The 24,068-nt window shown below is 62.3% G+C and carries 15 protein-coding genes; 9 read left to right on the top strand and 6 right to left on the bottom strand.

Features of this window, described 5'->3' with window-relative positions:
- Nucleotides 1-281 precede the first annotated feature (281 nt).
- Both HU749_RS17585 and HU749_RS17580 read left to right on the top strand, forming a co-directional pair.
- On the top strand, nt 282-1,334 hold the full coding sequence (locus tag HU749_RS17585; protein ID WP_046062767.1) for a WD40/YVTN/BNR-like repeat-containing protein: 1,053 nt from the start codon (nt 282-284) through the stop codon (nt 1,332-1,334).
- 43 nt (nt 1,335-1,377) lie between these two features.
- A complete protein-coding gene (locus HU749_RS17580) occupies nt 1,378-3,753 on the top strand; it encodes an efflux RND transporter permease subunit (protein WP_014339055.1) in 2,376 nt (791 codons plus the stop codon).
- Between the two features lie 327 nt (nt 3,754-4,080).
- Here HU749_RS17580 and HU749_RS17575 read toward each other — a convergent pair whose 3' ends face one another.
- The 3 genes from HU749_RS17575 to HU749_RS17565 form a co-directional block, all read right to left on the bottom strand.
- Nucleotides 4,081-8,757: a dermonecrotic toxin domain-containing protein gene (locus HU749_RS17575; RefSeq protein WP_095974020.1), complete on the bottom strand. Its 4,677-nt coding sequence runs from the start codon at nt 8,755-8,757 to the stop codon at nt 4,081-4,083.
- A 219-nt stretch (nt 8,758-8,976) separates the two neighbouring features.
- Nucleotides 8,977-9,696 carry a FadR/GntR family transcriptional regulator gene (locus tag HU749_RS17570; protein ID WP_003202686.1) on the bottom strand — a complete coding sequence of 240 codons (720 nt, stop codon included), beginning with the start codon at nt 9,694-9,696 and terminating at the stop codon, nt 8,977-8,979.
- A gap of 242 nt (nt 9,697-9,938) precedes the next feature.
- The gene (locus tag HU749_RS17565; RefSeq protein WP_014339057.1) at nt 9,939-11,675 is read right to left on the bottom strand and encodes an IlvD/Edd family dehydratase; all 1,737 of its coding nucleotides are present in this window, start codon (nt 11,673-11,675) and stop codon (nt 9,939-9,941) included.
- A gap of 193 nt (nt 11,676-11,868) precedes the next feature.
- On the opposite strand from HU749_RS17565, the gene HU749_RS17560 reads away from it, so the two are divergent.
- The 7 genes from HU749_RS17560 to HU749_RS29380 all read left to right on the top strand — a co-directional run bounded on the left by HU749_RS17560 (nt 11,869) and on the right by HU749_RS29380 (nt 18,318).
- Nucleotides 11,869-13,191, top strand: a complete 1,323-nt coding sequence (locus HU749_RS17560; protein ID WP_046062765.1) for an MFS transporter — start codon at nt 11,869-11,871, stop codon at nt 13,189-13,191.
- A 205-nt stretch (nt 13,192-13,396) separates the two neighbouring features.
- Nucleotides 13,397-14,389: an AraD1 family protein gene (gene araD1 / locus HU749_RS17555; RefSeq protein ID WP_079305527.1), complete on the top strand. Its 993-nt coding sequence runs from the start codon at nt 13,397-13,399 to the stop codon at nt 14,387-14,389.
- 12 nt (nt 14,390-14,401) lie between these two features.
- On the top strand, nt 14,402-15,982 hold the full coding sequence (locus HU749_RS17550; RefSeq protein WP_079305529.1) for an aldehyde dehydrogenase (NADP(+)): 1,581 nt from the start codon (nt 14,402-14,404) through the stop codon (nt 15,980-15,982).
- 238 nt (nt 15,983-16,220) lie between these two features.
- Complete coding sequence (locus HU749_RS17545) at nt 16,221-16,520, top strand: DUF5629 family protein (RefSeq protein ID WP_046062899.1); 300 nt, start codon at nt 16,221-16,223, stop codon at nt 16,518-16,520.
- Entirely contained in the window at nt 16,507-17,682 is a 1,176-nt protein-coding gene (locus HU749_RS17540; RefSeq protein ID WP_079305533.1) for a lactonase family protein, read from the top strand. Before HU749_RS17545 ends, HU749_RS17540 begins: the two co-directional genes overlap by 14 nt.
- A gap of 156 nt (nt 17,683-17,838) precedes the next feature.
- On the top strand, nt 17,839-18,018 hold the full coding sequence (locus HU749_RS17535) for a hypothetical protein (protein WP_014339063.1): 180 nt from the start codon (nt 17,839-17,841) through the stop codon (nt 18,016-18,018).
- A gap of 174 nt (nt 18,019-18,192) precedes the next feature.
- Nucleotides 18,193-18,318, top strand: coding sequence for a hypothetical protein (locus HU749_RS29380; RefSeq protein WP_003180680.1), 126 nt, complete (start codon nt 18,193-18,195; stop codon nt 18,316-18,318).
- Nucleotides 18,319-18,488: 170 nt separating this feature from the next.
- On the opposite strand, the gene HU749_RS17530 is transcribed toward HU749_RS29380, so the two are convergent.
- Genes HU749_RS17530 through HU749_RS17520 form a run of 3 tightly spaced genes read right to left on the bottom strand, consistent with a single transcriptional unit; the run spans nt 18,489 to nt 23,970 of the window.
- Nucleotides 18,489-19,091 carry a glutathione S-transferase gene (locus HU749_RS17530; RefSeq protein WP_046062762.1) on the bottom strand — a complete coding sequence of 201 codons (603 nt, stop codon included), beginning with the start codon at nt 19,089-19,091 and terminating at the stop codon, nt 18,489-18,491.
- Nucleotides 19,088-22,729 (bottom strand): AAA family ATPase, encoded by a 3,642-nt coding sequence (locus tag HU749_RS17525; protein ID WP_079305535.1) that lies wholly within the window; start codon nt 22,727-22,729, stop codon nt 19,088-19,090. Before HU749_RS17525 ends, HU749_RS17530 begins: the two co-directional genes overlap by 4 nt.
- Nucleotides 22,726-23,970 carry an exonuclease SbcCD subunit D C-terminal domain-containing protein gene (locus tag HU749_RS17520; protein ID WP_046062760.1) on the bottom strand — a complete coding sequence of 415 codons (1,245 nt, stop codon included), beginning with the start codon at nt 23,968-23,970 and terminating at the stop codon, nt 22,726-22,728. The genes HU749_RS17525 and HU749_RS17520 overlap by 4 nt, the downstream gene beginning before the upstream one ends.
- Nucleotides 23,971-24,068 lie beyond the last annotated feature (98 nt).

Raw genomic sequence — 24,068 nt, 5'->3', positions numbered from 1 at the left:
TCGCCAGAGAAGGCGTGTGAACCAAGATCAGGGAGTCCTTCGGCCTCCAGCGGGAGCAAGCTCCCTCGCCACATTCATCACCCTCGCGAATGTCTTCTGATTCACCCCTGGCCGATATCCTCCCCGGTTAACAAAAGATAACGTGGCGTCGATTGTCAGACCTTTCGAAAGCCCGATAGGATAGGTCTGCTTCCGAAGTGGCTCTAGATTGCAGGTTTCAGGACTATGCTCCAGGACTGGCAACGTACCAAGCCATAACAATAATAATGGGGGAAAGGTCTATGAATGAGCCTGTCATGGCTGTGGGCCGCAGCCGGCCGCCGATGCTGCGCAGGGTCGCGTTGCTGGCTGCGGCGCTCTCGCTGCTGGGCTCTGCGGTGTTGTCGGCACCGGTGATGGCTGTTGCGGCGTCGACGTCCGATGTCATCTATTCCGTGGAATCGGCCAAGGCCAGCAAAACCCTGATGCTCGATGTGGTCCACGCCGGCCAGCGCCTGGTGGCGGTCGGTGACCGTGGGCACATTGTCTATTCCGATGACCAGGGCACGTCCTGGACCCAGGCCAAGGTGCCGACTCGCCAACTGCTCACGGCGGTATTTTTCGTCGACGACAAACACGGCTGGGCCGTAGGGCACGACGCGCAGATCCTCGCCAGCGATGACGGCGGCAGCACCTGGACCAAGCAATTCGAAGACCTTACCCGCGAATCACCCCTGCTGGACGTCTGGTTCAAAGACCCCGGCAACGGTTTCGCCGTGGGCGCCTACGGCGCGCTGCTGGAAACCACCGACGGCGGCAAGCACTGGGAAGACGCCAGCGACCGCCTCGATAACGAAGACCAGTTCCACCTCAATGCGATAGCCGCCGTGAAAGACGCCGGGCTGTTCATTGTCGGCGAGGCCGGCAGCATGTTCCGCTCCGCCGACTGGGGCCAGACCTGGGAAAAGGTCGAAGGCCCGTACGAAGGCTCGCTGTTCGGGGTCATTGGCACCGCCCAGCCATCGACGCTGCTGGCCTACGGCTTGCGCGGCAACCTGTATCGCTCCACTGACTTCGGCGGCACGTGGGAGCAGGTCGAGCTCAAGGCCAACCGGGGCGCCCTGGAGTTCGGCCTGTCAGGCGCCACGCTGCTGGCGGACGGTTCCATCGTGATTGTCGGCAACGGCGGCAGCGTCGTGCGCAGTACCGACGACGGCGAGACCTTCAGCGTGTTCAACCGCCCGGACCGGATTTCCGTGGCAGCCGTCACGGCGGCAGGCAACGGCAACCTGATCCTGGCGGGGCAAGGCGGCGTGCGTGCCACCACGTCCACCGGCGCCGAACTGAGCAAATGAGTCAGTCCTGCAAGACGGGCACAAAAACAAGAAGGCGGAACCCATGAGCAGTCATCACCAAGACAAGGCGACGTTCCTCGAGCGCCTGATTTTCAACAACCGCCCGGCAGTGATCATCATTTGCCTGCTGGTCAGCATTTTCCTGTTCTGGCAGGCCACGCTGATCCGGCCGTCCACCAGTTTCGAAAAAATGATCCCCCTCGAGCACCCCTTCATCCAGAAGATGCTCGAGCACCGCAACGACCTGGCGAACCTGGGCAACACGGTGCGTATTTCCGTGGAAGCCACCAATGGCGACATCTTCTCCAAGGAGTACATGGAGACCCTGCGCCAGATCCACGACGAGGTCTTCTACATCTCCGGTGTCGACCGTTCCGGGCTCAAGTCGTTGTGGAGCCCAAGCGTACGCTGGACCGAAGTGACGGAGGAGGGCTTCGCCGGTGGCGAGGTGATCCCCCAGAGCTATAACGGCTCGGCCGACAGCCTCGACCTGCTGCGCAATAACGTGCTCAAGTCCGGCCAGGTCGGGCGCCTGGTAGCCAACGACTTCAAGTCGAGCATCGTCGACATCCCGCTGCTGGAGTCCTACCCGGACCCGCAGGACCAGGGCAAGTTGCTCGCCCTGGACTACCAGAAGTTCTCCCACGAGCTTGAAGACAAGATCCGCAACAAGTTCGAAGCCCAGAACCCCAACGTGCAGATCCACATCGTCGGTTTCGCCAAGAAGGTCGGCGACCTGATCGACGGCCTGGTCATGGTGGTGCTGTTCTTCGGCGTGGCCTTCGTCATCACCCTGATTTTGCTGTACTGGTTCACCAACTGCATGCGCAGCACCGTGGCGGTGTTGACCACCACCCTGGTGGCCGTGGTCTGGCAACTGGGGTTGATGCATGCGGCCGGTTTCGGCCTGGATCCGTACTCGATGCTGGTGCCGTTCCTGATCTTCGCCATCGGCATTTCCCATGGGGTGCAGAAAATCAACGGCATCGCCTTGCAGTCCAGCGAGGCGGACAATGCCCTGACGGCGGCACGGCGTACCTTCCGGCAGTTGTTCCTGCCGGGGATGATCGCGATCCTGGCGGACGCCGTGGGCTTCATCACCTTGCTGATCATCGACATCGGCGTGATCCGCGAACTGGCCATCGGCGCCTCCATCGGCGTGGCGGTGATCGTGTTCACCAACCTGATCCTGCTGCCGGTGGCAATCTCCTACGCCGGCATCAGCAAGCGTGCGGTCGAGCGCAGCAAGAAAGACGCGACCCGCGAACATCCGTTCTGGCGCCTGCTGTCGAACTTCGCCAGCGCCAAGGTCGCACCGGTGTCCATTGCCCTGGCGGTGGTCGCCTTTGGCGGTGGCCTCTGGTACAGCCAGAACCTGAAGATCGGCGATCTGGACCAGGGCGCGCCGGAATTGCGTCCGGACTCGCGCTACAACCAGGACAACAATTTCATCATCAGCAATTATTCCACCAGCTCCGATGTACTGGTGGTGATGGTCAAGACCAAGACCGAAGGCTGCTCGCGCTATGAAGCCATGGCCCCTATCGACGAGCTGATGTGGAAGATGCAGAACACCGAGGGCGTGCAGTCGGCGATTTCCCTGGTGACCGTGTCCAAGCAAATGATCAAGGGCATGAACGAGGGCAACCTGAAGTGGGAGACCCTGTCGCGTAACCCTGACGTGCTGAACAACTCCATTGCCCGGGCCGATGGCCTGTATAACAACAGTTGCTCCCTGGCGCCCGTGCTGGTGTTCCTCAACGACCACAAGGCCGAGACCCTGGACCGCGCGGTGAAGGCGGTGCAGGACTTTGCCAAGGAAAACAACCGCGATGGCCTGGAGTTCATCCTTGCCGCCGGTAACGCTGGCATCGAGGCGGCCACCAATGAAGTGATCAAGGAATCGGAGCTGACCATCCTGATCCTGGTGTACATCTGCGTGGCAACCATGTGCATGATCACCTTCCGTTCCTGGGCGGCGACGCTGTGCATCGTGCTTCCGCTGGTGCTGACCTCGGTGCTGGGCAACGCCCTGATGGCGTTCATGGGCATTGGCGTGAAGGTCGCGACCTTGCCAGTGGTGGCCCTGGGCGTGGGCATCGGCGTGGACTACGGCATCTACATCTACAGTCGCCTGGAAAGTTTCCTGCGCGCCGGGTTGCCGTTGCAGGAGGCTTACTACCAGACATTGAAATCCACCGGCAAGGCGGTGCTGTTCACCGGTTTGTGCCTGGCGATCGGCGTGTGCACCTGGATCTTCTCGGCCATCAAGTTCCAGGCGGACATGGGCTTGATGCTGACGTTCATGTTGCTGTGGAACATGTTCGGCGCGCTGTGGCTGCTGCCGGCGCTGGCGCGCTTCCTGATCAAGCCTGAGAAACTGGCGGGGCAGAAGGGCAATTCGTTGTTTGCGCATTGATCGACGGTAGAACCTGCGCGGCATAGCCCCCGTGGCGATCCAATGTGGGAGCGAGCTTGCTCGCGATTGCGCACTGACATTCAATACCTCATTGACTGTTACACCGCTATCGCGAGCAAGCTCGCTCCCACAGTTTTTTTGTCGCTCAGACACTGATCATTCCAGTCCAAACACAGTCTCTGTGGCGAGGGAGCTTGCTCCCGCTGGACTGCGAAGCAGGCCCCTTGGACGGTCGCTTCGCAACCGAGCGGGAGCAAGCTCCCTCGCCACAATAAATGACACCCGCCTTGGGTGAGCGGTATCACAACCCTTACGCTTGCGTTGTAATCAGGTCGCCAACGGCAAGAACTTGCTCTGCGCCATGAGCTTGCCGATTTTTCCTCGATGCACATTCACCACCGCGTAGGGGCTATCGGCCTTGGCGAGCAGCGAGTGATAGTCTTCCCGGCGTTGTGCCTTGGTTTTCAGGTGGGCGACGCTGTAATCGGCTTTCGGCGTGTCGATTTTTTCGTAGTGAAAATGCGCGTACCAGAGGGGGAAGCCGTCCCGGTTGTTGATGGCATATTCCTGGAGGAAGTCCTTGCGGGCTCCTTTCAACGCTTTGCGTTCACCCAGCCGCGCGACTTGTATCAGGTCCTTTTCGAACAGGTACTGAAGGTTGCCGTCGGTGGGCGGCAGGTGCAGGCTCAGTTCGACACGCAGGGCGCTGCCCCTGGACGTCAGGGTGGAAATAGCCTCGGCCAACTGCCTGCCCAGCGCTTGATCAGCAGGAGTGCGTGGTGTTTGTGAGGCTGAGAAGGCCCTGCCGAGCTCTTCCGAGATCGCGCGGAAGCGACTCGCCTCATTGTTCATGATCTCCTCGATTTCCTGGGGATGACGGCAGCGCTTTTTATAGCTTTCAGCGCGGCGAAGACGTTTTTCCAGCTCCTCCAGCAGTGTTCGTGCATCGCCCTTGATCGCGTTGACCGATCGGGTCCTGGGGGCTCGAGCCGGTCGGTGTACGTCGACAACGTCCCAGACGTCGTCGTGACGCGAATAGGTGGCCAGCACCTGATCGTCGACTTCGGAGCGCAACTCGACGACTTCAATCGGCAAGGAGGTGCCGGCAGGTTTCAGGTCACCGATCAGCACGCCGCTCCTGCGAGTCTTGATCACCTTTTTCTGAAGACGTCCGGAGTACGTCTTGGGGCGTTTGGGCGCACGCTTGCGCGGTGTCGGTTCGGGTTTGACTTCTGCCGCCAGTTTCCCGGAGGCATCCTGGTACAGGCTGTCAAGCAGCGTGGTCAGCCTCTCGAAATAGGCGTCATTGATGTCGTCGGCATACAGGGCTTTCATGCCCTGCAAGGCGTCCAAGGCCTCGCCATAATGCTCTGTCAGGCTGGTCAGGACCTCAAGCTGTTCCGAGGCGCTCAGGTCGTACAGTTGCAGGTCGGCATGAGAGCGCACTTGCTCGGCCAATGGCCTGACGATGCGATACAAGCTATCGGGCAAGCCGGTTTCGGGGTGTTTGATAGCCAGCATCGGCAGGGCGGCCAATTGCAGGGCCTTGGTGCCTATGACATTCCGTTCGTTCTGTGGACGGCCGCGGGTCAGGCGGTCGAAGGCTTGGGCCCCCACCGAATCCAGGTTCAATAGCTTCTCCAGGTACTCATCCTTGAGTTGCAGCCAATGGATGGCGCGATCGTTGATGTCGCTCATGGCTTCAAGGAACATCACGTAGCCCTGCATGTCGCGAGCCACGGCTTCTTCCACAAACGTTCCGGAGAACTGCGGGTGAGCGGCATTGAGGGCCTGTTGATCCATTTCCACCACCAGGAAGGCCTTGCGGGCATTGTTGACCACATTCTCCATCAGCCCGCGGATGCTTCCAGAAGGCAAGCCAATGCCCAGCCTTGCGCGCTCGGGCGCACTGTCCAGCAGTTTCAAATAGATGTCGGTCTGCTCGTTGAGCAGGTCATAAAACACTTTTCGTTTTGGTGCGCGCTGCTCCTCGGTAAAGGCGCTTCCTTCCTCGATCCGGGTCATCACTTGTTGGGCAATGTCCAGGGATCGTTGCCGTTCGTTCTCCTGGGCGAGGTAGTTGTTCATTTCAGCGGTCAGCTCGACGGCTTTGTGGGCATTGAGGCGACGCTGGTCCGCCAGGCGCTTGGGCGGCGCACCTCCACGCAGGCGCAAACGCAGGTCCAGGGACCAGTGGCCGTCCAGGTCCGATTGCAGCGCAGGCCCCGTCTGTGTCGGGTCTTGCGGGTCGACAATGGTGGTGCCGTTCGGGTCCGGGTTGACTCGATACAGGCCGTCCTCCATCAATACGTGCCATTTGTTGCCAATTACGTACAAACCCTTGAATGGGCCATTTCCAATCGGCTCTGGCAATGCCGTCGGACGCGGCACCTGCATGCGCCGTAGGCGGGTGCGTTGTTCCTGCGTCAGGGTGTGGCGCGTGCTGCTGAAACCAAAATCCAGAGACCTGCCGGGTGGTTCGCCAGGCAAGGCCACGGATCCTTCCAGAATGCTCGGCAAGTCTGGCGCGGGCCACTGCTGGGCAACGATGCGCGGTGCGGGAGCACGCATTGCCTGGTGCTCGACTGCTACCGGCAAGGAGGCGCGAGCAGGCGCACGGACGGTGGGAAACTGGCTCACCAGCATGGCCAGGTTGACCAGCAGATCGACGGCGGCCAGTTCCCGCGTCGCCGGATCGTCACTGCTCAAGGCCGGGATATCTTGACTGGCACTGGCCATCAGGCTCCATAGCCAGACAGTGGCCATGGCCGGACCACGCAGCAACGGAAACAGCAGTGTATTGAACAGCAGGCTGCCGCCCTTGAGTAACACTGCCCAGCGGCTTTCGCTGTTGGAGACCGAGTTGCGGTCGGCCTGGGTGACCAGGGCTCGGGCGTTGCAGCCGTACAGGTACTGCGTCAATTTGCCGTTGCGCAGGTATTGCAGCAGTTCATCGTTGCCGGCGTCGACGGCGAGCGTTGCCGGAGCGGGCTTTTCGGGAACACTGAACTCGTCGCCCTGAAGGAAGCGCACGATGTGCGGCTCAAGGAAGCCGCCATTGGCATACACCGGGCGTGCGTCGTCGGACATCCAGGTCAGGACGCTGTTCTGCAAGTCTGCGCTGGTCACGACGGACTGCAACAGTGCCTGGCGCGTCGGGAACTCCAACAGCACGGGCGCGTACAGCGGTCGATACAACAGGTGCGGGCCCGTTTTGGCGTCCTGCGTCTCGACGATGAACATGTTGCTCACGATGTCGGGCCGGGCCTGGGGCTTGCGCAGGAAGGCCAGGTGTCGAATGACCACGGGGCGACCGTCAACTTGTCGGCCATCAGCATCGGGTTGCAGCAGGGCCTCGATCAGATGCAGTCCTTGGCGGGTCATGCCGTTTTCGTTGTCGAGCATTTGTTGCAGTGCTTCAAGCGGCAACTGCGCCGGGAGTTGTTCGGCGAACGTCCGTTGAAATGCCTGCGCTTGAGGCGAGTCGCTCAACAGGGCTTGTTGCAGGTAGCGCGGATACGCCGTGCCGATGTCGACCTGTTCGATCAGCCCGCCCGTGCGGGTAATGAAGTCCGGCGTCAACCAGGCAGGCAACGCCAGCCCCCTGCGATGACTGAGTTGCAGGTTGCCGCTGGGGCGTGCGACGAGGTTGTCGATGGCCAGCTGCGTCAGGCTCATCGTTCTTTTCTCGCTGATGCCAACGGTCCCGGGGTATCCCGCCGAGACGGTGAACGTCAGTACCACATCGTCGGGTTGATAGTGACGGGGTTGCACCTTGGCGGGGCTGCTGTCGTTGGTCTTTCCCATCTGCGTGAGCAATGCGTCTGCGGTAAAAGCCTTGATGTCACTGAGTGCGGGACGTCCTTGAGTGCGCTGCTTGATGCTGGCCAGCGCCAGGCTGCATCGCTGGAACGTTGTTCGGTCGACGACGGAGGCTTTTTTCAGCCATTCGGGCAGCAGCGGCTCGAGGCGTGCCGATGTTTCAGGCGTGAGGCGCGGCGCGTCGTGCAGATAGCGAGCGGGATCGCTCAGCTCGCTGTAGAGCGTCTTGAGGTCTGGCAGGCCTATTCGGGAGGGCAACTGTACCGCCTGCAAGTCGGCCAGTTGTTGCTCCAAGATCATGGCGGCCTGGGTGTCGAAGGCATGGCCGTCGATTTCGTAGCGTTGACAGGTCACGGTGTCGACGACATAGCGACTGGCGATCCGTTCGCCCCAATACCGGTTGAAGGCTTCCATCGACTCGAAGGCCTGCACGGCGCTGCCAGGGCTGCAAAGCACAATGACGAGGCCGTAGCGAGTGTAATGAAGCAGCAGGATCTCGTTGCCGGGCAGCACGCTGCTGGAGGCGCCTTGGGTGACGGTGCTTTCCAGGCTGTAGGCGTAGACGGGCGGGATATTGTGACTAAAGCGTTGTTCACGGTCCGGCCAGCGAACGATCTGGGCCAGGGCCTCGCGTACCGGTTCAGTCAGTCCTGGCTGTTGCAGCCCCCGGATATGCAGCATGTTCTTGAGTGTGTCGCTGAGCCATTGCCAGCGGCTGGTGCGTATAGCGGTGGCGGTTTGGGGGCGGTTGCCGATGTCGGTGTTCCAATACCGGGTCAGTGCGTCTTCCAGTCCGATCGGTACGGTGGAGGACAGTTCAAGCACCAGCTTTTCGATGACCTTCATGTCGAGTTTTTCATCGCGTGGCCAAAGGCGTTGCGGTGGCGCGTCGCAGAGGTAGCAGTCAAGATTTCCCCGGGGGCTGAAATCCACGGGGGTGCCGAGGGCCAGGTACTCGAGCACCAACGGCATGAACGGTTGAAAGCGCCAGCCACGGGTGATCGCAGCCGGTGTTGCCAATTGGGTCTTGGCGAGGTCGATGGTCAGCGAGGGGTATCTGGCCTTGATGGCCTGTTCGAGCATTTGTTGCGCGACATGCTCGAAGGTCGGGCGGTCGGCAAATGACTGGCTGACGGTTTGCGCAAGGGCAGAGGGGCTGTCAGCCGGGGAGGGCGAGGTCATAAGAAGTCCTTTTCCTGAGCTCATGGCCGTCGGGATGACGACGAGTCAAGTATCGACCTCTTGTTTTCCGGCGTGCGGTATATAACTACCGCCCTGTCGAGTACGAGTTGTGCCAGGCCTGGTAGTCGCTACCGTAAGCTGCGGTCTGTTCGCTTGGGATTCAATGGGCAGAGGAAAGATCGCAGCCTCGTTGCACGCGGCAGCTCCTACGGGGCGATGTCAGGCGGGATCGTTGCCCAGCACCACATTCAACGCGCTGCGGGCATCGTCCAGTTGCACCAGCGTGGCATGGCGGGCACCGAGGGCGTCGCGGTTCTCGATGGCGGTGAGGATCGCCTTGTGGCGTGGCATCGCCAGCTCATGCAGGTTGGGCCGCTGGTTGGAATGCTTGAGCGCTTCGGCGATGGCGACCGAGAGCATGTTGCAGAGGTTGGCGAGCAGGTCGTTGTGGGTGGCGTCGGCGATGCGGCTGTGGAAGTCCAGGTCCGGTTGCAGCACGGCTTCGGGGGTCGGGGCTGCTTCCATGCGCTGGTAGGCCTCGCGGATGGAAGCGATGTCGTCCTCGTTGGCGAACTGTGCGGCGAGGGCCGCGGCGGCCGGTTCGATGATGCTGCGCACGCTGGTCAGAAGGTTGAAGAATTCATTCTGCGGGCTGCTCTGCATCAGCCAATGCAGCACATCCGGGTCGAGCATGTGCCATTCCCGCCGGGCCTTGACCACCGTGCCCACGCGCGGGCGCGAATACACCAGACCCTTGGCAACCAGCACCCGCGTGGCTTCACGCAGCACCGGGCGGCTGACCGCATACTCTTCGCACAACAAGGCTTCGGCGGGCAGTTTGTCGTCCGGTTTGAAGCGCCCGGAGACGATCTGCATGCCCAGTTCCTGGACGATGCGCGCGTGCATGCTTTTGCGGTCGGAGGGTTTACGGTAATCCATGGGATGCGGCGCGATCCTGTGCGAGGGGAGTGCTGCGCATGATAGCAGGCGCGGCGATGGCGGGTCGCTAATGCGATTTTTGATTTAGATACAGACCCATTGTGGGAGCGAGCTTTTGTGGGAGCTGAGCTTGCTCGCGATAGCGGTGTCACAGACAACAGAGATGTTGACTGGAAGGGCCTCATCGCGAGCAAGCTCAGCTCCCACAAAAAGCTTGCTCCCACAGGGGGGGATGGGTGGGGTCAGTGGGAGTGGCGGGGCACCTCGGCGCCGCGGCAGCCGACCAGGAAGTCGAAGTCACAGCCCTGGTCCGCTTGCAGCACGTGGTCGATGTACAACTGCCGGTAACCGCCCACCAACAGGTTCTGCGGTGGCGGCAGGTCGGCCAGGCGCGCCGCGAGTTCGGCGTCCGGGATGTCCAGGTGCAGGCGGCCGCTGGCGCAATCGAGTTCGATCCAGTCGCCTTCCTTCACCGCCGCCAGAGGTCCGCCGGCGGCGGCTTCCGGTGCCACGTGCAGGACCACGGTGCCGTAGGCGGTGCCGCTCATGCGGGCGTCGGAAATCCGCACCATGTCCGTCACACCCTGGGCCAACAGCTTGGCGGGCAAGCCCATGTTGCCCACTTCGGCCATGCCCGGATAACCCTTCGGTCCGCAGTTTTTCATCACCAGGATCGAGCTGGCGTCGACGTCCAGTTCCGGGTCGTTGATTCGTGCCTTGTACTCGTCGAAATTCTCGAACACCACCGCGCGACCGCGATGCTGCATCAGTTCGGCGGTCGCGGCGGACGGTTTGAGCACCGCGCCCAGTGGCGCCAGGTTGCCACGCAGCACGCAGATACCGCCGTCGGCGCGGATCGGGTTATCCAGGGTGCGAATGACTTCGTCCTGGCCATAGATCGGCGCGTCCTTGGTGTTCTCGCCGAGGCTCTTGCCGTTGACGGTCAAGGCGTTCGGATGGGGAATCAGGTTGGCTTCGCCGAGGCGACGCAGCACGGCGGGCAGGCCGCCGGCGTAGTAGAACTCTTCCATCAGGAAGCGTCCGGACGGCTGCAGGTCGACGATGGTCGGCATGCCGCGACCGATGCGGGTCCAGTCGTCCAGGTCCAGTTGCACGCCGATGCGGCCGGCAATGGCCTTGAGGTGGATCACCGCGTTGGTCGAACCGCCGATGGCCGCATTGACGCGGATGGCGTTTTCGAAGGCTTCCTTGGTCAGGATCTTCGACAGTTTCAGGTCTTCACGGACCATTTCCACGGCGCGCATGCCGGACATATGGGCCAGCACATAACGCCGTGCATCCACGGCCGGAATCGCCGCGTTGTGCGGCAGGGAAGTACCGAGGGCTTCGGCCATGCAGGCCATGGTCGAGGCGGTGCCCATGGTGTTGCAGGTGCCGGCCGAGCGGGACATGCCACCCTCGGCTGCGAGGAAATCGTCAATGGTGATGGTGCCGGCCTTGACCTGTTCGCTCAATTGCCAGACCACGGTGCCCGAGCCGATGTCCTGGCCTTTGTGCTTGCCGTTGAGCATCGGCCCGCCGGTAACGACGATGGCCGGTACGTCACAACTGGCGGCGCCCATCAGCAGGGCGGGGGTGGTCTTGTCGCAGCCGGTGAGCAGCACCACGCCGTCAATCGGGTTGCCGCGAATCGCCTCTTCCACGTCCATGCTCGCCAGGTTGCGGGTCAGCATGGCGGTGGGACGCAGGTTCGACTCGCCGTTGGAGAACACCGGGAATTCCACCGGGAAGCCCCCGGCCTCGATCACACCGCGCTTGACGTGTTCGGCGATTTGCCGGAAGTGCGCGTTGCACGGCGTCAGCTCCGACCAGGTGTTGCAGATGCCGATGATCGGCTTGCCATGGAACTGATGGTCGGCGATGCCCTGATTTTTCATCCAGCTGCGGTACATGAAGCCGTTCTTGTCGGCGGTGCCAAACCATTGGGCCGAGCGCAGGGAGGGTTTCTTATCAGACATGATCGATTCTCTTATTGTATGACTATATTGTTCTAGCTGAAGCGTAACATAAGCGCAATTTGTGCGGTTTGGAAGTGTTGTTGGGTAAATAGTATTACTATATAGTCCGATTCAATGAAGGGATTGTCCTGGCGGTCATTCGCGAGAGAAATCCCCCGAGGTTCCATAACAACAACAATCGGAGACCGGTCCCATGAGCCAGGAATTGCGGCTTATACGTCGCATCACGCTGAAACTGATTCCCTTCCTGATCCTGCTGTACCTGATCGCCTATGTGGACCGCTCTGCGGTGGGCTTTGCCAAGCTGCACATGGGTGCCGACCTCGGTATTGGCGACGCCGCCTATGGCCTGGGTGCAGGGCTGTTTTTCATCGGTTATTTCCTGCTGGAGATCCCCAGCAACCTGATGCTGGAGCGCTTCGGTGCCCGGCGCTGGTTCGCGCGGATCATGATCACCTGGGGGGCCATCACCATCGGCATGGCGTTCGTACAAGGCCCGCATAGCTTCTATGTGATGCGCTTTTTGCTGGGCGCGGCCGAAGCCGGGTTCTTCCCGGGCGTGCTGTACTACATCACCCAGTGGTTCCCGGTGCGCCATCGCGGCAAGATCCTGGGCTTGTTCATTCTCTCCCAACCCATCGCGATGATGATCACCGGCCCCGTGTCCGGTGGCTTGCTGGGCATGGACGGCATCCTTGGCCTGCACGGCTGGCAGTGGCTGTTCATCGTCATCGGCCTGCCGGCGGTGCTGTTGACCTGGCCGGTGCTGCGCTACCTGCCGGACGGCCCGCAACAAGTGAAATGGATGGACCAGGCCGAGAAGGACTGGCTGACCGGTGAACTGAAAAAAGACCTGCAGGAATACGGCCAGACCCGCCACGGCAATCCGCTGCATGCCCTCAAGGACAAGCGTGTCTTGCTGCTGGCGCTGTTCTACCTGCCGGTGACCTTGAGCATCTACGGCCTGGGCCTGTGGTTGCCGACGCTGATCAAGCAGTTCGGCGGCAGCGACCTGGTGACCGGCTTCGTGTCGTCGGTGCCGTACATCTTCGGCATCATCGGTTTGCTGATCATTCCCCGCAGCTCCGACCGCTTGAACGACCGCTACGGTCACCTGGCCGTGTTGTACGTGCTGGGCGCCATCGGCCTGTTCCTCAGCGCCTGGTTGTCGGTGCCGGTGTTGCAATTGGCGGCGCTGTGCCTGGTAGCGTTCGCACTGTTTTCCTGCACAGCGGTGTTCTGGACCTTGCCGGGGCGCTTCTTTGCCGGCGCCAGTGCGGCGGCGGGCATTGCGTTGATCAACTCGGTGGGCAACCTGGGCGGCTACATCGGCCCGTTCGTGATCGGTGCGCTGAAGGAGTACACCGGCAACCTGGCCTCGGGGCTGTATTTCCTGTCGTGTGTGATGGTGTTCGGCCTGGTCTTGACCGGCGTGGTCTATCGCCTGCTGGAGCGCAAGCATGTGCTGCCGGCGGACCAGTTTGCCGCCAGCGCCCGCGGGGCGACGCGTACCTGAACTTATTGCAATTGTGGAAGAGAGCTTTTGTGGCGAGGGAGCTTGCTCCCGCTCGACTGCGCAGCAGTCGCAAAACAAGTGCTGTGTTTCGTCTGAATGAACTCAGTGCCTGAAGTTAGGGGTGCTTCGCCCCCCAGCGGGAGCAAGCTTCCTCGCCACAAAAGCCTGCTACGCCTATTCAAGTTTTGCTTACAAGGAGAAAGATATGCGTTTAGTTCAGTTCGAATTGAGTAACGGCGAGCGCCGCGTCGGTGTGGTCGAGGGCGATCAGGTGCGCGAAGTGCAGGGCGCTCGCACCGTGCGCGACCTGGCGCTGGCGGCTATCGAAGCGGGCGTGAAGCTTGAGCAGCAGGTCAACGGCCTGGGCCTGGGGGCGAGCCATGACTACGCCCGGTTGCTCAGTGACCTGCGCATCCTGCCGCCGCTGGACCACCCGGACCCGGCGCACCTGTTGGTCAGCGGCACCGGCCTGACCCACCTGGGCAGCGCCTCGGCCCGGGACAAGATGCACCAGCAGGCTGGCGACGAAGCGGCCATGACCGACACCATGCGCATCTTCAAGTGGGGTGTGGAGGGCGGCAAGCCCCAGGCCGGGCAGGCTGGTGTGCAACCGGAATGGTTCTACAAGGGCGACGGCAGCATTGTGGTCCGTCCGGGCCATCCGTTCCCGCTGCCGCCCTTTGCCGAAGATGCCGGCGAAGAACCGGAAATCAGCGGCCTGTATGTCATCGGCCACGACGGCAAGCCCTATCGCCTGGGCTTTGCCGTGGGCAACGAGTTTTCCGACCACGTGATGGAGCGCAAGAATTACCTGTACCTGGCCCATTCGAAATTGCGCAGTTGCAGTTTTGGCCCGGAACTTCGCGTGGGTGAACTGCCTCAACATCTGTCCGGGACCAGTCGTATCCTGCGTAACGGCGAAGTGCTGTGGCAGAACGAATTCCTCAGCGGCGAGGCGAACATGTGCCACAGCCTCGAAAACCTGGAATTCCACCATTTCAAGTACAGTCAGTTCCTGCGTCCGGGGGATGTCCACGTTCACTTCTTCGGCACCGCGACCCTGTCGTTCGCCGATGGCATCCGCACGCAGCCGGGGGATGTGTTCGAAATCAGCCAGGCTGAATTCGGCGCGCCGCTGGTCAACGGCATTGCCCCGGTGGACGCGGTGTTCAACCCGGGTACTATCGGCACACTTTAAAGGAGACTTGCGATGAACCAGATCCTTGGCCACAACTACATCGGCGGGGCGCGCAGCGCAGCCGGCCAGACTCGCCTGCAGAGCGTTGACGCCAGCACCGGCGAGGCCTTGCCCCATGACTTTGTCCAGGCCACGGCAGAAGAAGTCGACGCCGCCGCCAAGGCTGCCGCGGCGGCTTATCCCGCCTACCGCAGCCTGAGTGCGGTGCGCCGGGCCGAGTTCCTCGAGGCCATTGCCGATGAGCTGGACGCCTTGGGCGATGCGTTCGTGGCCGTGGTCTGCCGTGAAACCGCGTTGCCGGCGGCACGGATCCAGGGCGAGCGCGGTCGCACCAGCGGCCAGATGCGCCTGTTCGCCAAGGTCCTGCGTCGTGGCGATTTCTACGGTGCGCGCATCGACCGGGCGTTGCCTGAGCGTACGCCGTTGCCACGCCCGGACCTGCGTCAATATCGCATTGGCCTCGGTCCGGTGGCGGTGTTCGGCGCCAGTAACTTCCCCCTGGCGTTTTCCACCGCCGGTGGTGACACGGCAGCGGCCCTGGCGGCCGGTTGCCCGGTGGTGTTCAAGGCCCACAGCGGCCACATGGCGACCGCCGAGCACGTGGCCGATGCGATCATCCGCGCGGCTGAAAAGACCGCGATGCCGGCGGGTGTGTTCAACATGATCTACGGCGGTGGCGTTGGCGAATGGCTGGTCAAGCATCCGGCGATCCAGGCCGTGGGTTTCACCGGCTCCCTCAAGGGCGGGCGTGCCCTGTGCGACATGGCGGCCGCACGGCCGCAGCCGATTCCGGTGTTTGCCGAAATGTCGAGCATCAACCCGGTAATCGTGTTGCCGCAGGCACTGGAAACCCGCGCCGAGAGCGTCGCGCGTGACCTGACCGCCTCGGTGGTGCAGGGCTGCGGTCAGTTCTGTACCAACCCGGGCCTGGTGATCGGCATTCGTTCGCCGCAGTTCACTGCCTTCACCCAGCAGGTAGCCGCGCTGATCGGCGACCAGGCGCCCCAGACCATGCTCAACGCCGGCACGCTGCAAAGCTACGGCAAGGGCCTGCAGAAGTTGCTGGCTCACCCGGGCATCGAGCATCTGGCCGGGCGCGCGCAGCAGGGCAACCAGGCCCAGCCGCAGTTGTTCAAGGCTGACGCCAGCCTGCTGATCAACGGTGACGAGGCGCTGCAGGAAGAAGTGTTTGGCCCGACCACGGTGTTTGTCGAAGTCGCGGACCAGGCGCAACTGACCGCCGCGCTGAACGGCCTGCACGGTCAACTGACGGCAACGATGATCGGCGAGCCGGCGGACTTCGAACGGTTCAGCGAACTGACGCCGCTGCTGGAACAGAAGGTCGGCCGCATCCTGCTCAACGGTTATCCGACCGGGGTGGAGGTGTGTGATTCGATGGTGCACGGCGGGCCTTACCCGGCCACGTCCGATGCCCGCGGTACGTCGGTGGGCACCCTGGCGATCGATCGTTTCCTGCGTCCGGTGTGCTTCCAGAACTATCCTGACAGCCTGTTGCCCGAGCCGCTGAAGAATGCCAATCCGCTGGGGATCCTGCGGTTGGTGGATGGCGTGCCGGGGCGCGAGGCGCTCTGAGGGTTGCGGTGACGCCGTTACATTCAAGTTGAATGTGCCGGCCTCATCGCGAGCAAGCTCGCTCCCACAGGGGGGCTTTGGTGAGTACAGGATTTGTGTTCGCTGAAAATCCAACTGTGGGAGCGAGCTTGCTCGCGATGGCGATCTTCCAGTCGAAAGCGCTTTCGAACCTTATGGCCCAAGGCCCACGCCCACATTGGGTTATCATGACGACTTTCCCAATGAACGACTGATCGCCATGACTGCCGTAACCGACACCCTGCTGCACGCCCTCGAATCCTGCGACATGCTGATTATCGACGGGCTGCACGCGTTCGATTTCTCCCTCGACGAGCAGGACCAGTTGCACGTCGAGTGCATGAACGGTCGCACCCTTGAGCACTGGCGTTTCACGCCGGCGCAGATGCAGGCCGCGACCTTCGATAAAACCTGCAATCACTGGATCATCACCAGCGATTCGGGCGATCACCACTTGGAGTGCGTGGAAGCCACCAGCGGCCACGACGATGAGGACGACGAAGAAGATGAAAATGCGTAGTCTCTGGCCGTTGTTGATGGCCGGCAGCATGGGCGCCATGGGCGTCCAGGCGGACACTGAAGAACGTCATCAACTGCTGGTGGGCTCCTACACCGCCGGGCAGAGCCAGGGTATCTACCGATTGCAGTTCGACAGTCGTACCGGCCAGCTCGATGCCAACCCGTTGCAAGTGATCAAGACTGAAAACCCTTCATGGCTGACCCTTACCAAGGACATGAGCCGGCTGTTCGTGGTCAACGAAAACGGGCCGGGCCAGAAAGATCCAGTGGGTAAGGTCAGCAGCTACGCCATTGACCCGAAGACCCATGCACTGAGCCTGATCAACCAGGTGCAGTCCCTGGGCAACGAGCCGACCCATTCCAGCCTCAGCGGTGATGGCCGGCATCTGCTGGTCAGCAACTATTCGGTGGTGGAAGACCCGGGCGGTACCCTGGCGGTATTGCCAGTGGGCGCCGATGGCAAGCTGGCGCCGGTGGTGCAGTTGAGCAGTCATCAGCCGAGCAAGGTCCACCCCGAGCGGCAGATGTCGGCCCACGTGCACGCCGCAGTGTCCTCGCCCGATGGCAAATACGTGTTCGCCAACGACCTGGGGGCGGACAAGGTGTTCATCTACCGCTACGACCCCAAGGCCAATCCCGAGTTGCCGTTGACCGCTGCCGATCCAGCCTTCGTGCAGTTGCCACCCGGCAGCGGCCCGCGTCACCTGTTGTTCAGCGCTGACGGCAAGCACGCCTGGCTGACCATGGAAATGAGCGCGCAAGTGGCGGTGTTCGATTATCAGGACGGTCGCTTGACTCAGCGTCAACTGGTCGACCTGGCCGCCGGCAAGCCGCAACCGGGCAGGGCGGCGGCTGCGTTGCATGCGTCCAGGGATGGCAAGTTCCTCTACGTCAGCAACCGTGGCACCACCAACGAAGTGCTGGTGTTCGCCATCGACCCGGCCGCCGGCACGCTCAAAGAGCTGCAGCGGCGCTCGGTCGAAGGCGATCATCCACGGGAATTCAGCCTCGACCCGAGCGGGAAATTCCTGCTGATTGCCAACCAGAAGAGCAACCAGATCGTGGTACTAGAGCGCGATCCGAAGACCGGCCTGCTGGGTAAAACCGTGCAGAAAATGCCGATGGATGCGCCCAGCGATTTGAAGTTCATGGTCCGTCAATAGACCGCAGGCCCCGTTTTTCGGGACCTGCGCCGTTGTATCAACGAGACTGATATTCGCAAGTGATGCAAAGCATTTCAACGCAGGACGCCTCGGCGCGTAAGTTTGCTTCACGGCCCCACCGGGCAAGTCAGCCAACTGAATCCGAGGTCTACCGCCATGAACCTGAATCTCTTCTCCGTGATCGCCGCTTCCGCCATCTCCGCCACCGTGGCATTGCCTGCCAGTGCCAGCATCGAGATCGGTGACAAGAAAAATCGCACCCAGAGCTACACCGAAAAATACCTGCAACAAAGCGCCAACTTCTATGCAGCGTTGGACCACAAGACCCAACACTGAACGATCGCGCAACGACTGAAGCCTGCGATCTTTTCATCTTCACTGAACATCAGGTGAAAGAGAAAAGATCGCAGGCTTCGCCGTTTCCAGAGAAATCCTGCTGTAATATCACTTGGCCATGTGTTTAAATTTGACGCTGACAAATTGACTCCTTTACCGATAAGGATCGACACCATGGCGATGCGTCTGGCAGTGATGCTGCTGTTCCTCTATTCCACCCCGATTGTCTCCGCCGCCCAGCCGGATTCCGGCGAGCTGGAAGTGGCGCGTGAGCGATTGTTGAGCTTGCTTAGTGACTGATCGGATCAGGCAACAATGGGGTTGCATGATTGCCTTTGTGGCGAGGGAGCTTGCTCCCGCTCGATTGCGCAGCAATCGCAAAAAGGGGGCCGCTGCTCGGCCCAGCGGGAGCAAGCTCCCTCGCCACAAAAGCTTCTTTAGCTATAAAAGGGCGCTCGCCGGGCAAATGGTTACTTGGCCATGATCGCCACGAACAGTTCGCAATCCAGCAACCTCTGCAACCAGTCCTGTAGCCGAGGGTAGGGCGCCTGGGCAAACCACTCACGGTCGACGTGGGCGAACTGCCGTATGAAGGGCATCACTGCCACGTCGGCCAGGCTCGGGTGATTCGCCGCCAGGAACGGCCGGGTTGCAAGCAGTGCCTCCAGCCTGCGCAGAAAGCTTTCACCCTCGCTACGGTAATGTTCCTTCGGGCATTCGGGATGGCGTTCGGGGTATTTGTAGCGATTCAAGTGCAGCTTGAACACCTGGTCGTTTTCTTCGATCAGCGCTGCCGTCAACGCCTGGCCTTCGGCATCGTCCCGTAGCCTCCAGTCTTGCGGATCGTGCTGGGCCAAGGCCCAGCGCATGATCTCCAGGCTTTCATCGATCACCCGGCCATCGACCTGCAGCACCGGCACCGTGCCTTTGCTGGAGAGTGCGAGCATCTCGGCTGGCTTGGCCTTCAGGCTGACTTCGACAATCGCCACCTCGACCGCGCTGTAGCGCAGGGCCATGCGCGCCCGCATCGCATAGGGGCAGCGACGGAAGGAATAGAGCGTGGCGTGGCTCATTTTACCTCCACCGTGCTCAAACCGTTGCCCTGGCGACGCACCTGGATCTGCACCGGAATCCGCTCGTGCATTTCCTGTACGTGGGAAATCACCGCGACCTTGCGGCCCTGGGCCTGCAGTCCGTCGAGGGCGTCCATCGCCAGTTGCAGCGACTCGGGGTCGAGGCTGCCGAAGCCTTCGTCGATGAACAGCGATTCGATCTTGAGTGTGCTGGACGCCATCGAGGCCAGGCCCAATGCCAGGGCGAGGGAAACCAGGAAGGTTTCACCACCGGACAACGAGTGCACCGAGCGCAGTTCATCGCCCATTTCCGTGTCCATCACCAGCAGCCCGAGCATGCTGCCGCCGCGCTTGAGCCGGTAGCGGCGTACCAGTTGCCGCAGTTGGGCATTGGCGTGGTGCACCAGCAAGTCGAGGTTGTAGGCCTGGGCCAGCTTGCGGAAGCGGTCGCCGGTGGCCGAACCGATCAGGGCATCGAGGCGTGCCCAGCGCTGGTATTCGGTGTAGGCCTGTTCGATCTGCTGGGCCAGGGCCTGGTTGGCGTTCTGCCGGCGCTGGTCCTCGGCCTGTTCGGCGCGCAGTTCGGCGCAGCGCTGTTCGCTGGCGGCAAATTGGGTTTGCAGCTCGGTGAGGGCTTGGGCGAGTTGTTCGGGCGCCAGGTTGCCGTTGTGCTGGGCCTGGTGGTTTTGCAGGCGCTGCTCGCGTTCGGTGAGCAGTACGTGGGCCTGTTCGATGGCTTTTTCGCTGTTGAGCAAGCGCTGGCGCAACTGGCTGACGTGTTGCTCGTCAAGGCCGAGCAGGGCTTCGAGGGCAGCATCGTCCAGTTCCGGATGGGTGGTGCGCCATTGCGCGATACCGGCGGCCAGCGCCTGGCGTTCGTGGTCCAGGGCTTGGGCCTGTTCCTGGCGGGCCTTGAGTTCGGCGGCCAGTTGCACCAGGTCGTTGCGCAATTGCTGCAACTGCTGATTGGCCGTCGCCTCGGCATCCCGCGTCTGTTCCAGGCGCTGGTCGAGTTGTTGCTGCCACTCTTCGGCGCTGGTGTGCTCGCCGAGCAGTTGCGTGAGTTTCTCCTGACAGGCTTGTTGTTGCTCGCTCAGGGCGCTGAATTGCAGGCGGGCCGCTTCCAGTTGCTGGAGGCGGGTCTGCTGGCGGTCCTGCTCTTTCTCCACGGTCTGCTGGCGCTGGAGCTGTTCGCCCAGTTCGTCGCGTTGCTGTTCCAGTTGCTCCAGGCGCTGGGCGATCTGCCGGTCCAGTTGCAGGAAGGTTGCGGCGGGCTCGCTGCGCAAGGCCTGCAGGGTGTCAGCGGGTAGCAGGGTGCTGAAGTGGCTCAGCTCCTCGTCCAGGCGCTGGCGATCGCGGGCCAGCTCCTGCTGCTGGTTGCCCAGGTGCTGTGACGCCTGATGGCTGGCTGCCTCGGCTTCACGTAGCCGCTGCGCCATGCGCGCGGCGTCCTGCTGCAGGGTCAGCAGGGCGGTTTGCCGTTGTTCGTCCTGGCTGATGCGCAGGGTCAGTTGGCTGTTCTGCTGGGTCAGCCAGGCGTCGCGCTTGTTCGCCTCCTGGGCCAGCAGTTGCGCCGACAACGGGTGGGCTTCAAGGCTGGGCGCCAGGCTCTGTTGCTGGCTGGCGAGCTGTTCCTGCTGCTGTTTGAGTTCCTTGAGCTGGGCGATGACCCCGCTGTATTGCGCCCGCAGGTCGATGACTTTTTCATTGAGCAGGTCGACGGCTTTGCGAGCGTTGGCCTCTTCGGTTTCATCAAAGCGCCCGAGGTTTTCCAGCAGGGCTTCGGGCTGATGATAAGGATGCTCGACGCTGCCGCACACGGGGCAGGGCTGTTCAGTCTGTAACTGTGCGCGCAGTTGCTCGACGCTTTCGCTGCGGGCCAGGCGCTGGCGCTCCAGCAGCTCGCGGGTGACGGTCAGGGTCTGTTCGGCAATGGTCAGTTCGGCCTTGGCTTCGCCGCCTTCGCGCACCAGCCGGTCACGTTCCTGCAACGCTCGTTGCTGGCGTTGTTCAAGCTCGGCGCCACGTTTGTCCAGCTCTTGCTGGCTGGCCCACAGCCGGGTCAGGTCTTCGAAGGCACGCAATTGCTTGCGGTTGTCTTGCAGCAGGGTGCCGAGTAACTGGATCTGTTCGGCCACTGCCTCCGGCTCGGCGCCAGCTTCCTTGTAGAGCACTTCAAGGTCTTGCCGACGGCTGGCCAATTCCTCGGCGGCGCGGGTGGCGCCTTGTTCCAGTGTGGCGAGTTCGGCCTGGCCCTGGTTCAGGCGATTACCGATCAGCATCAGTTGTTGGAGGCGATCGCGATAGGCGTTCCAGGCATCGCTCAGCGGGGCCAGGTGTGTGCTTTGTTCCAACGCGCCGGCGATGCGCTGCAAGCGCTCGGCCACCTGCCGTTGCTGTTCGAGCAAGGTGTCGATGGTGCGCTGGCCTTCGGTGCAGGCCTGTTGCGCCTGTTCCTGGCGCTCGGCGCCCTGGCTGGCGTCCCTGGCGAGACGGGCCAGGGTACTTTGCTCTTCAAAGGCCTGGCGCAGCAACGGCGCGCTGTCGCTGCTGTGTTGCCGGGCCGCAGCCAGCGCCAGTTGCGCGGCGCCCAGGCTTTTTTCCAGTTCGGCCTGCTGGTCATGGAGATTGAGCTGCTGCTGGGTAAGCTGCTGGATCTGCACGGCCAAGGGGTCGAGCTGTCGGCTCAGTTCGGCCTGGCGGATGAACTGATGGCGTTGGGGCGCCAGTTGTTCCAGGCGGACCAGTTTCAGGCGTTCGTCGGCCAGGGCGTTCCAATCGGCCTGGGCCTGTTGCAGCTGTTCGGCGGCGCTGGCGTGTTCATCCTGCAATACGCCCAGGTCGCGCAGCCAGGTGTGCTGCTGCTCCAGTTGCTTGAGTTGCCCCTGTTGGGCCTTGAGTAGTTGCTGGGCGTCGTTGAAACGCTGGTCCAGCTCGGCCCGGGCCTCGGGGGCCAGCGGCGTGACACCGGTGGCCTGGTCTTGCAACTGCCGGTGGCTGTCCTTGGCTTGCTTGGCCTTGTCGAAGGCGCGGCGGCCGAGGCGGGTATACAGGGCAGTGTCGGTGAGTTTTTCCAACAGTTCGCTGCGATCATTGTCATCGGCCTTGAGGAACGCGCTGAACTCGCTCTGGGCCAGCAGCACGGCACGGGTGAACTGTTCGAAGTTAAGGCCCAGGGCCGCTTCGAGCTGGGTCTTGTATTCGCCTTTCTGGCTCGCCAGCAGTTGATCGTTGTCCAGGTCCCGCAGGCTCTGGCGGCTGGCTTGCAACTTGCCGCCGGCCTTTTCCCGGGCGCGATTGGCTTCCCAGCGGGCCCGATAGCGGCGCCCGTCGATGCCGCGAAAATCCACTTCGGCAAAGCCATCGCCGGTGCCACGGCGCAACAGCGTGCGTGGGTCGCCCGTGGCAATGTCGCCATCGACGTCTGGCACCTTGGCGTCGCGGCCGGTGTTGTTGAGGCGCGGCACGGCGCCGAACAGCGCCAGGCACAAGGCGTCGAGCAACGTGCTCTTGCCGGCGCCCGTGGGGCCGGTAATGGCGAACAGGCCGGCGCTGGCCAAGGGTTCGGCGGTGAAATCGATTTCAAACGGCCCGGCCAGGGACGCCAGGTTCTTGAGGCGGATCGCGAGGATCTTCATGGCTGCTCGCTCTCCATCTGCACGTCTTGCAACAGCACGGCAAAGTCCTTGAGGGTCTGTTCGTCCACTTCGTTGCCGTAGGTGTCCTGCCAGGCGCGGCTGAACAACTCCTGCGGGCTGAGTTGATCCAGCTCCACCAGCGCGCTGCCGTCATCGGCACTGCCGGCGCCGCCGTTGCCGGCGTACTCGGCGCCGATCCGCACCAGGCGTACGGCCTTGCCTTGCAGTGCGGTTTCCACCTGGTGACGCAGGTCCGGCTGCGGTTCGTCGAGGCGCACCCGCACTTCCAGCCAGGGTTGACGCTGGACATCGGCCAACAGGTCGATGTCGGGCAGTTCCTTGAGTTGCACCAGGAGATCGGCCAGCGGCACCGGGCCCAGGCGTTGCAGGTTGACGGCCCGTGGGATCAGGCGCGGCTCGACCTTGACCAGGGTTTCGCCGTCCAGGGTGATGTCGAGGATCTGATGCTGATAGCCGATCTCCGAAAATGACAGCGGGATCGGCGAACCGCTGTAGCGGATACGCTCTTCACCGTTGACCTTCTGCGGCTTGTGCAAATGGCCGAGGGCGACGTAGCTGATGCTCGGGCCGAACAGGCTGGCGGGCAGGGCCTCGGCGTTGCCGATGATCAGGCTGCGCTCGGAGTCCTCGGACACCGAACCGCCGGCCATGTGCGCATGACTGATGGCGATCAGCGCCTGGCCTTTCTTGCGCTTGCTGTTGGCCGCGGCGATCAGCCACTCATGCACCTGGCCGATGCCTCGCAGGTAGTCGTCACCCAGTTGCGCACCGGTGACTTCGGCGGGGCGCAGGAACGGCAGCGCCAGGCACCACGCCTTGACCTTGCCCTTGGCATCGGGCAACGGCAGCAGCAGGCGCTCGACATCCAGTTGGCCGTCGTCCAGCCACAGCACCCGGCCCAGGGCATGGGTGCGCAAGCGCCGCATCAGTGGCGCAGGCAGCTCGATCCGCGAACCGGAGTCGTGGTTGCCGGCGATCATCACGATGGTCAGGTTGGCGTTTTGTTCATGGGCGCTGACGATGAAATCGTACAGCCGTTCCTGGGCTTTGACCGGCGGGTTGACGGTGTCGAAGATGTCGCCGGCGATCAGCAGCACGTCGGGTTTTTCTTGGGTCAGCTGACGCAGCAGCCAGTCGAGGAAACAGGCGTGTTCGAAATCGCGTTCCTGGCCGTGCAGGTTTTGCCCCAGGTGCCAGTCGGAGGTGTGAAACAGACGCAAGGTGAACTCCAGAAAACAGATGATGGCCGCGGTGAAGAGAAGGGCGGCTAAAAGAAGCAGAGTTTACTGGGAAACCGGGGCTAGGACTTGTTCAACTT

This window comes from Pseudomonas ogarae, from assembly GCF_014268695.2.
GTDB classification, from domain to species: domain Bacteria; phylum Pseudomonadota; class Gammaproteobacteria; order Pseudomonadales; family Pseudomonadaceae; genus Aquipseudomonas; species Aquipseudomonas kilonensis.
This window is presented reverse-complemented; position numbering and strand designations above follow the sequence as displayed.

Coding starts and splice junctions, on each gene's coding strand:
- HU749_RS17585 (WP_046062767.1), top strand. CDS start 282: ATGAATGAGCCTGTCATGGCTGTGGGCCGCAGCCGGCCGCCGATGCTG.
- HU749_RS17580 (WP_014339055.1), top strand. CDS start 1,378: ATGAGCAGTCATCACCAAGACAAGGCGACGTTCCTCGAGCGCCTGATT.
- HU749_RS17575 (WP_095974020.1), bottom strand. CDS start 8,757: ATGACCTCGCCCTCCCCGGCTGACAGCCCCTCTGCCCTTGCGCAAACC.
- HU749_RS17570 (WP_003202686.1), bottom strand. CDS start 9,696: ATGGATTACCGTAAACCCTCCGACCGCAAAAGCATGCACGCGCGCATC.
- HU749_RS17565 (WP_014339057.1), bottom strand. CDS start 11,675: ATGTCTGATAAGAAACCCTCCCTGCGCTCGGCCCAATGGTTTGGCACC.
- HU749_RS17560 (WP_046062765.1), top strand. CDS start 11,869: ATGAGCCAGGAATTGCGGCTTATACGTCGCATCACGCTGAAACTGATT.
- araD1 (WP_079305527.1), top strand. CDS start 13,397: ATGCGTTTAGTTCAGTTCGAATTGAGTAACGGCGAGCGCCGCGTCGGT.
- HU749_RS17550 (WP_079305529.1), top strand. CDS start 14,402: ATGAACCAGATCCTTGGCCACAACTACATCGGCGGGGCGCGCAGCGCA.
- HU749_RS17545 (WP_046062899.1), top strand. CDS start 16,221: ATGACTGCCGTAACCGACACCCTGCTGCACGCCCTCGAATCCTGCGAC.
- HU749_RS17540 (WP_079305533.1), top strand. CDS start 16,507: ATGAAAATGCGTAGTCTCTGGCCGTTGTTGATGGCCGGCAGCATGGGC.
- HU749_RS17535 (WP_014339063.1), top strand. CDS start 17,839: ATGAACCTGAATCTCTTCTCCGTGATCGCCGCTTCCGCCATCTCCGCC.
- HU749_RS29380 (WP_003180680.1), top strand. CDS start 18,193: ATGGCGATGCGTCTGGCAGTGATGCTGCTGTTCCTCTATTCCACCCCG.
- HU749_RS17530 (WP_046062762.1), bottom strand. CDS start 19,091: ATGAGCCACGCCACGCTCTATTCCTTCCGTCGCTGCCCCTATGCGATG.
- HU749_RS17525 (WP_079305535.1), bottom strand. CDS start 22,729: ATGAAGATCCTCGCGATCCGCCTCAAGAACCTGGCGTCCCTGGCCGGG.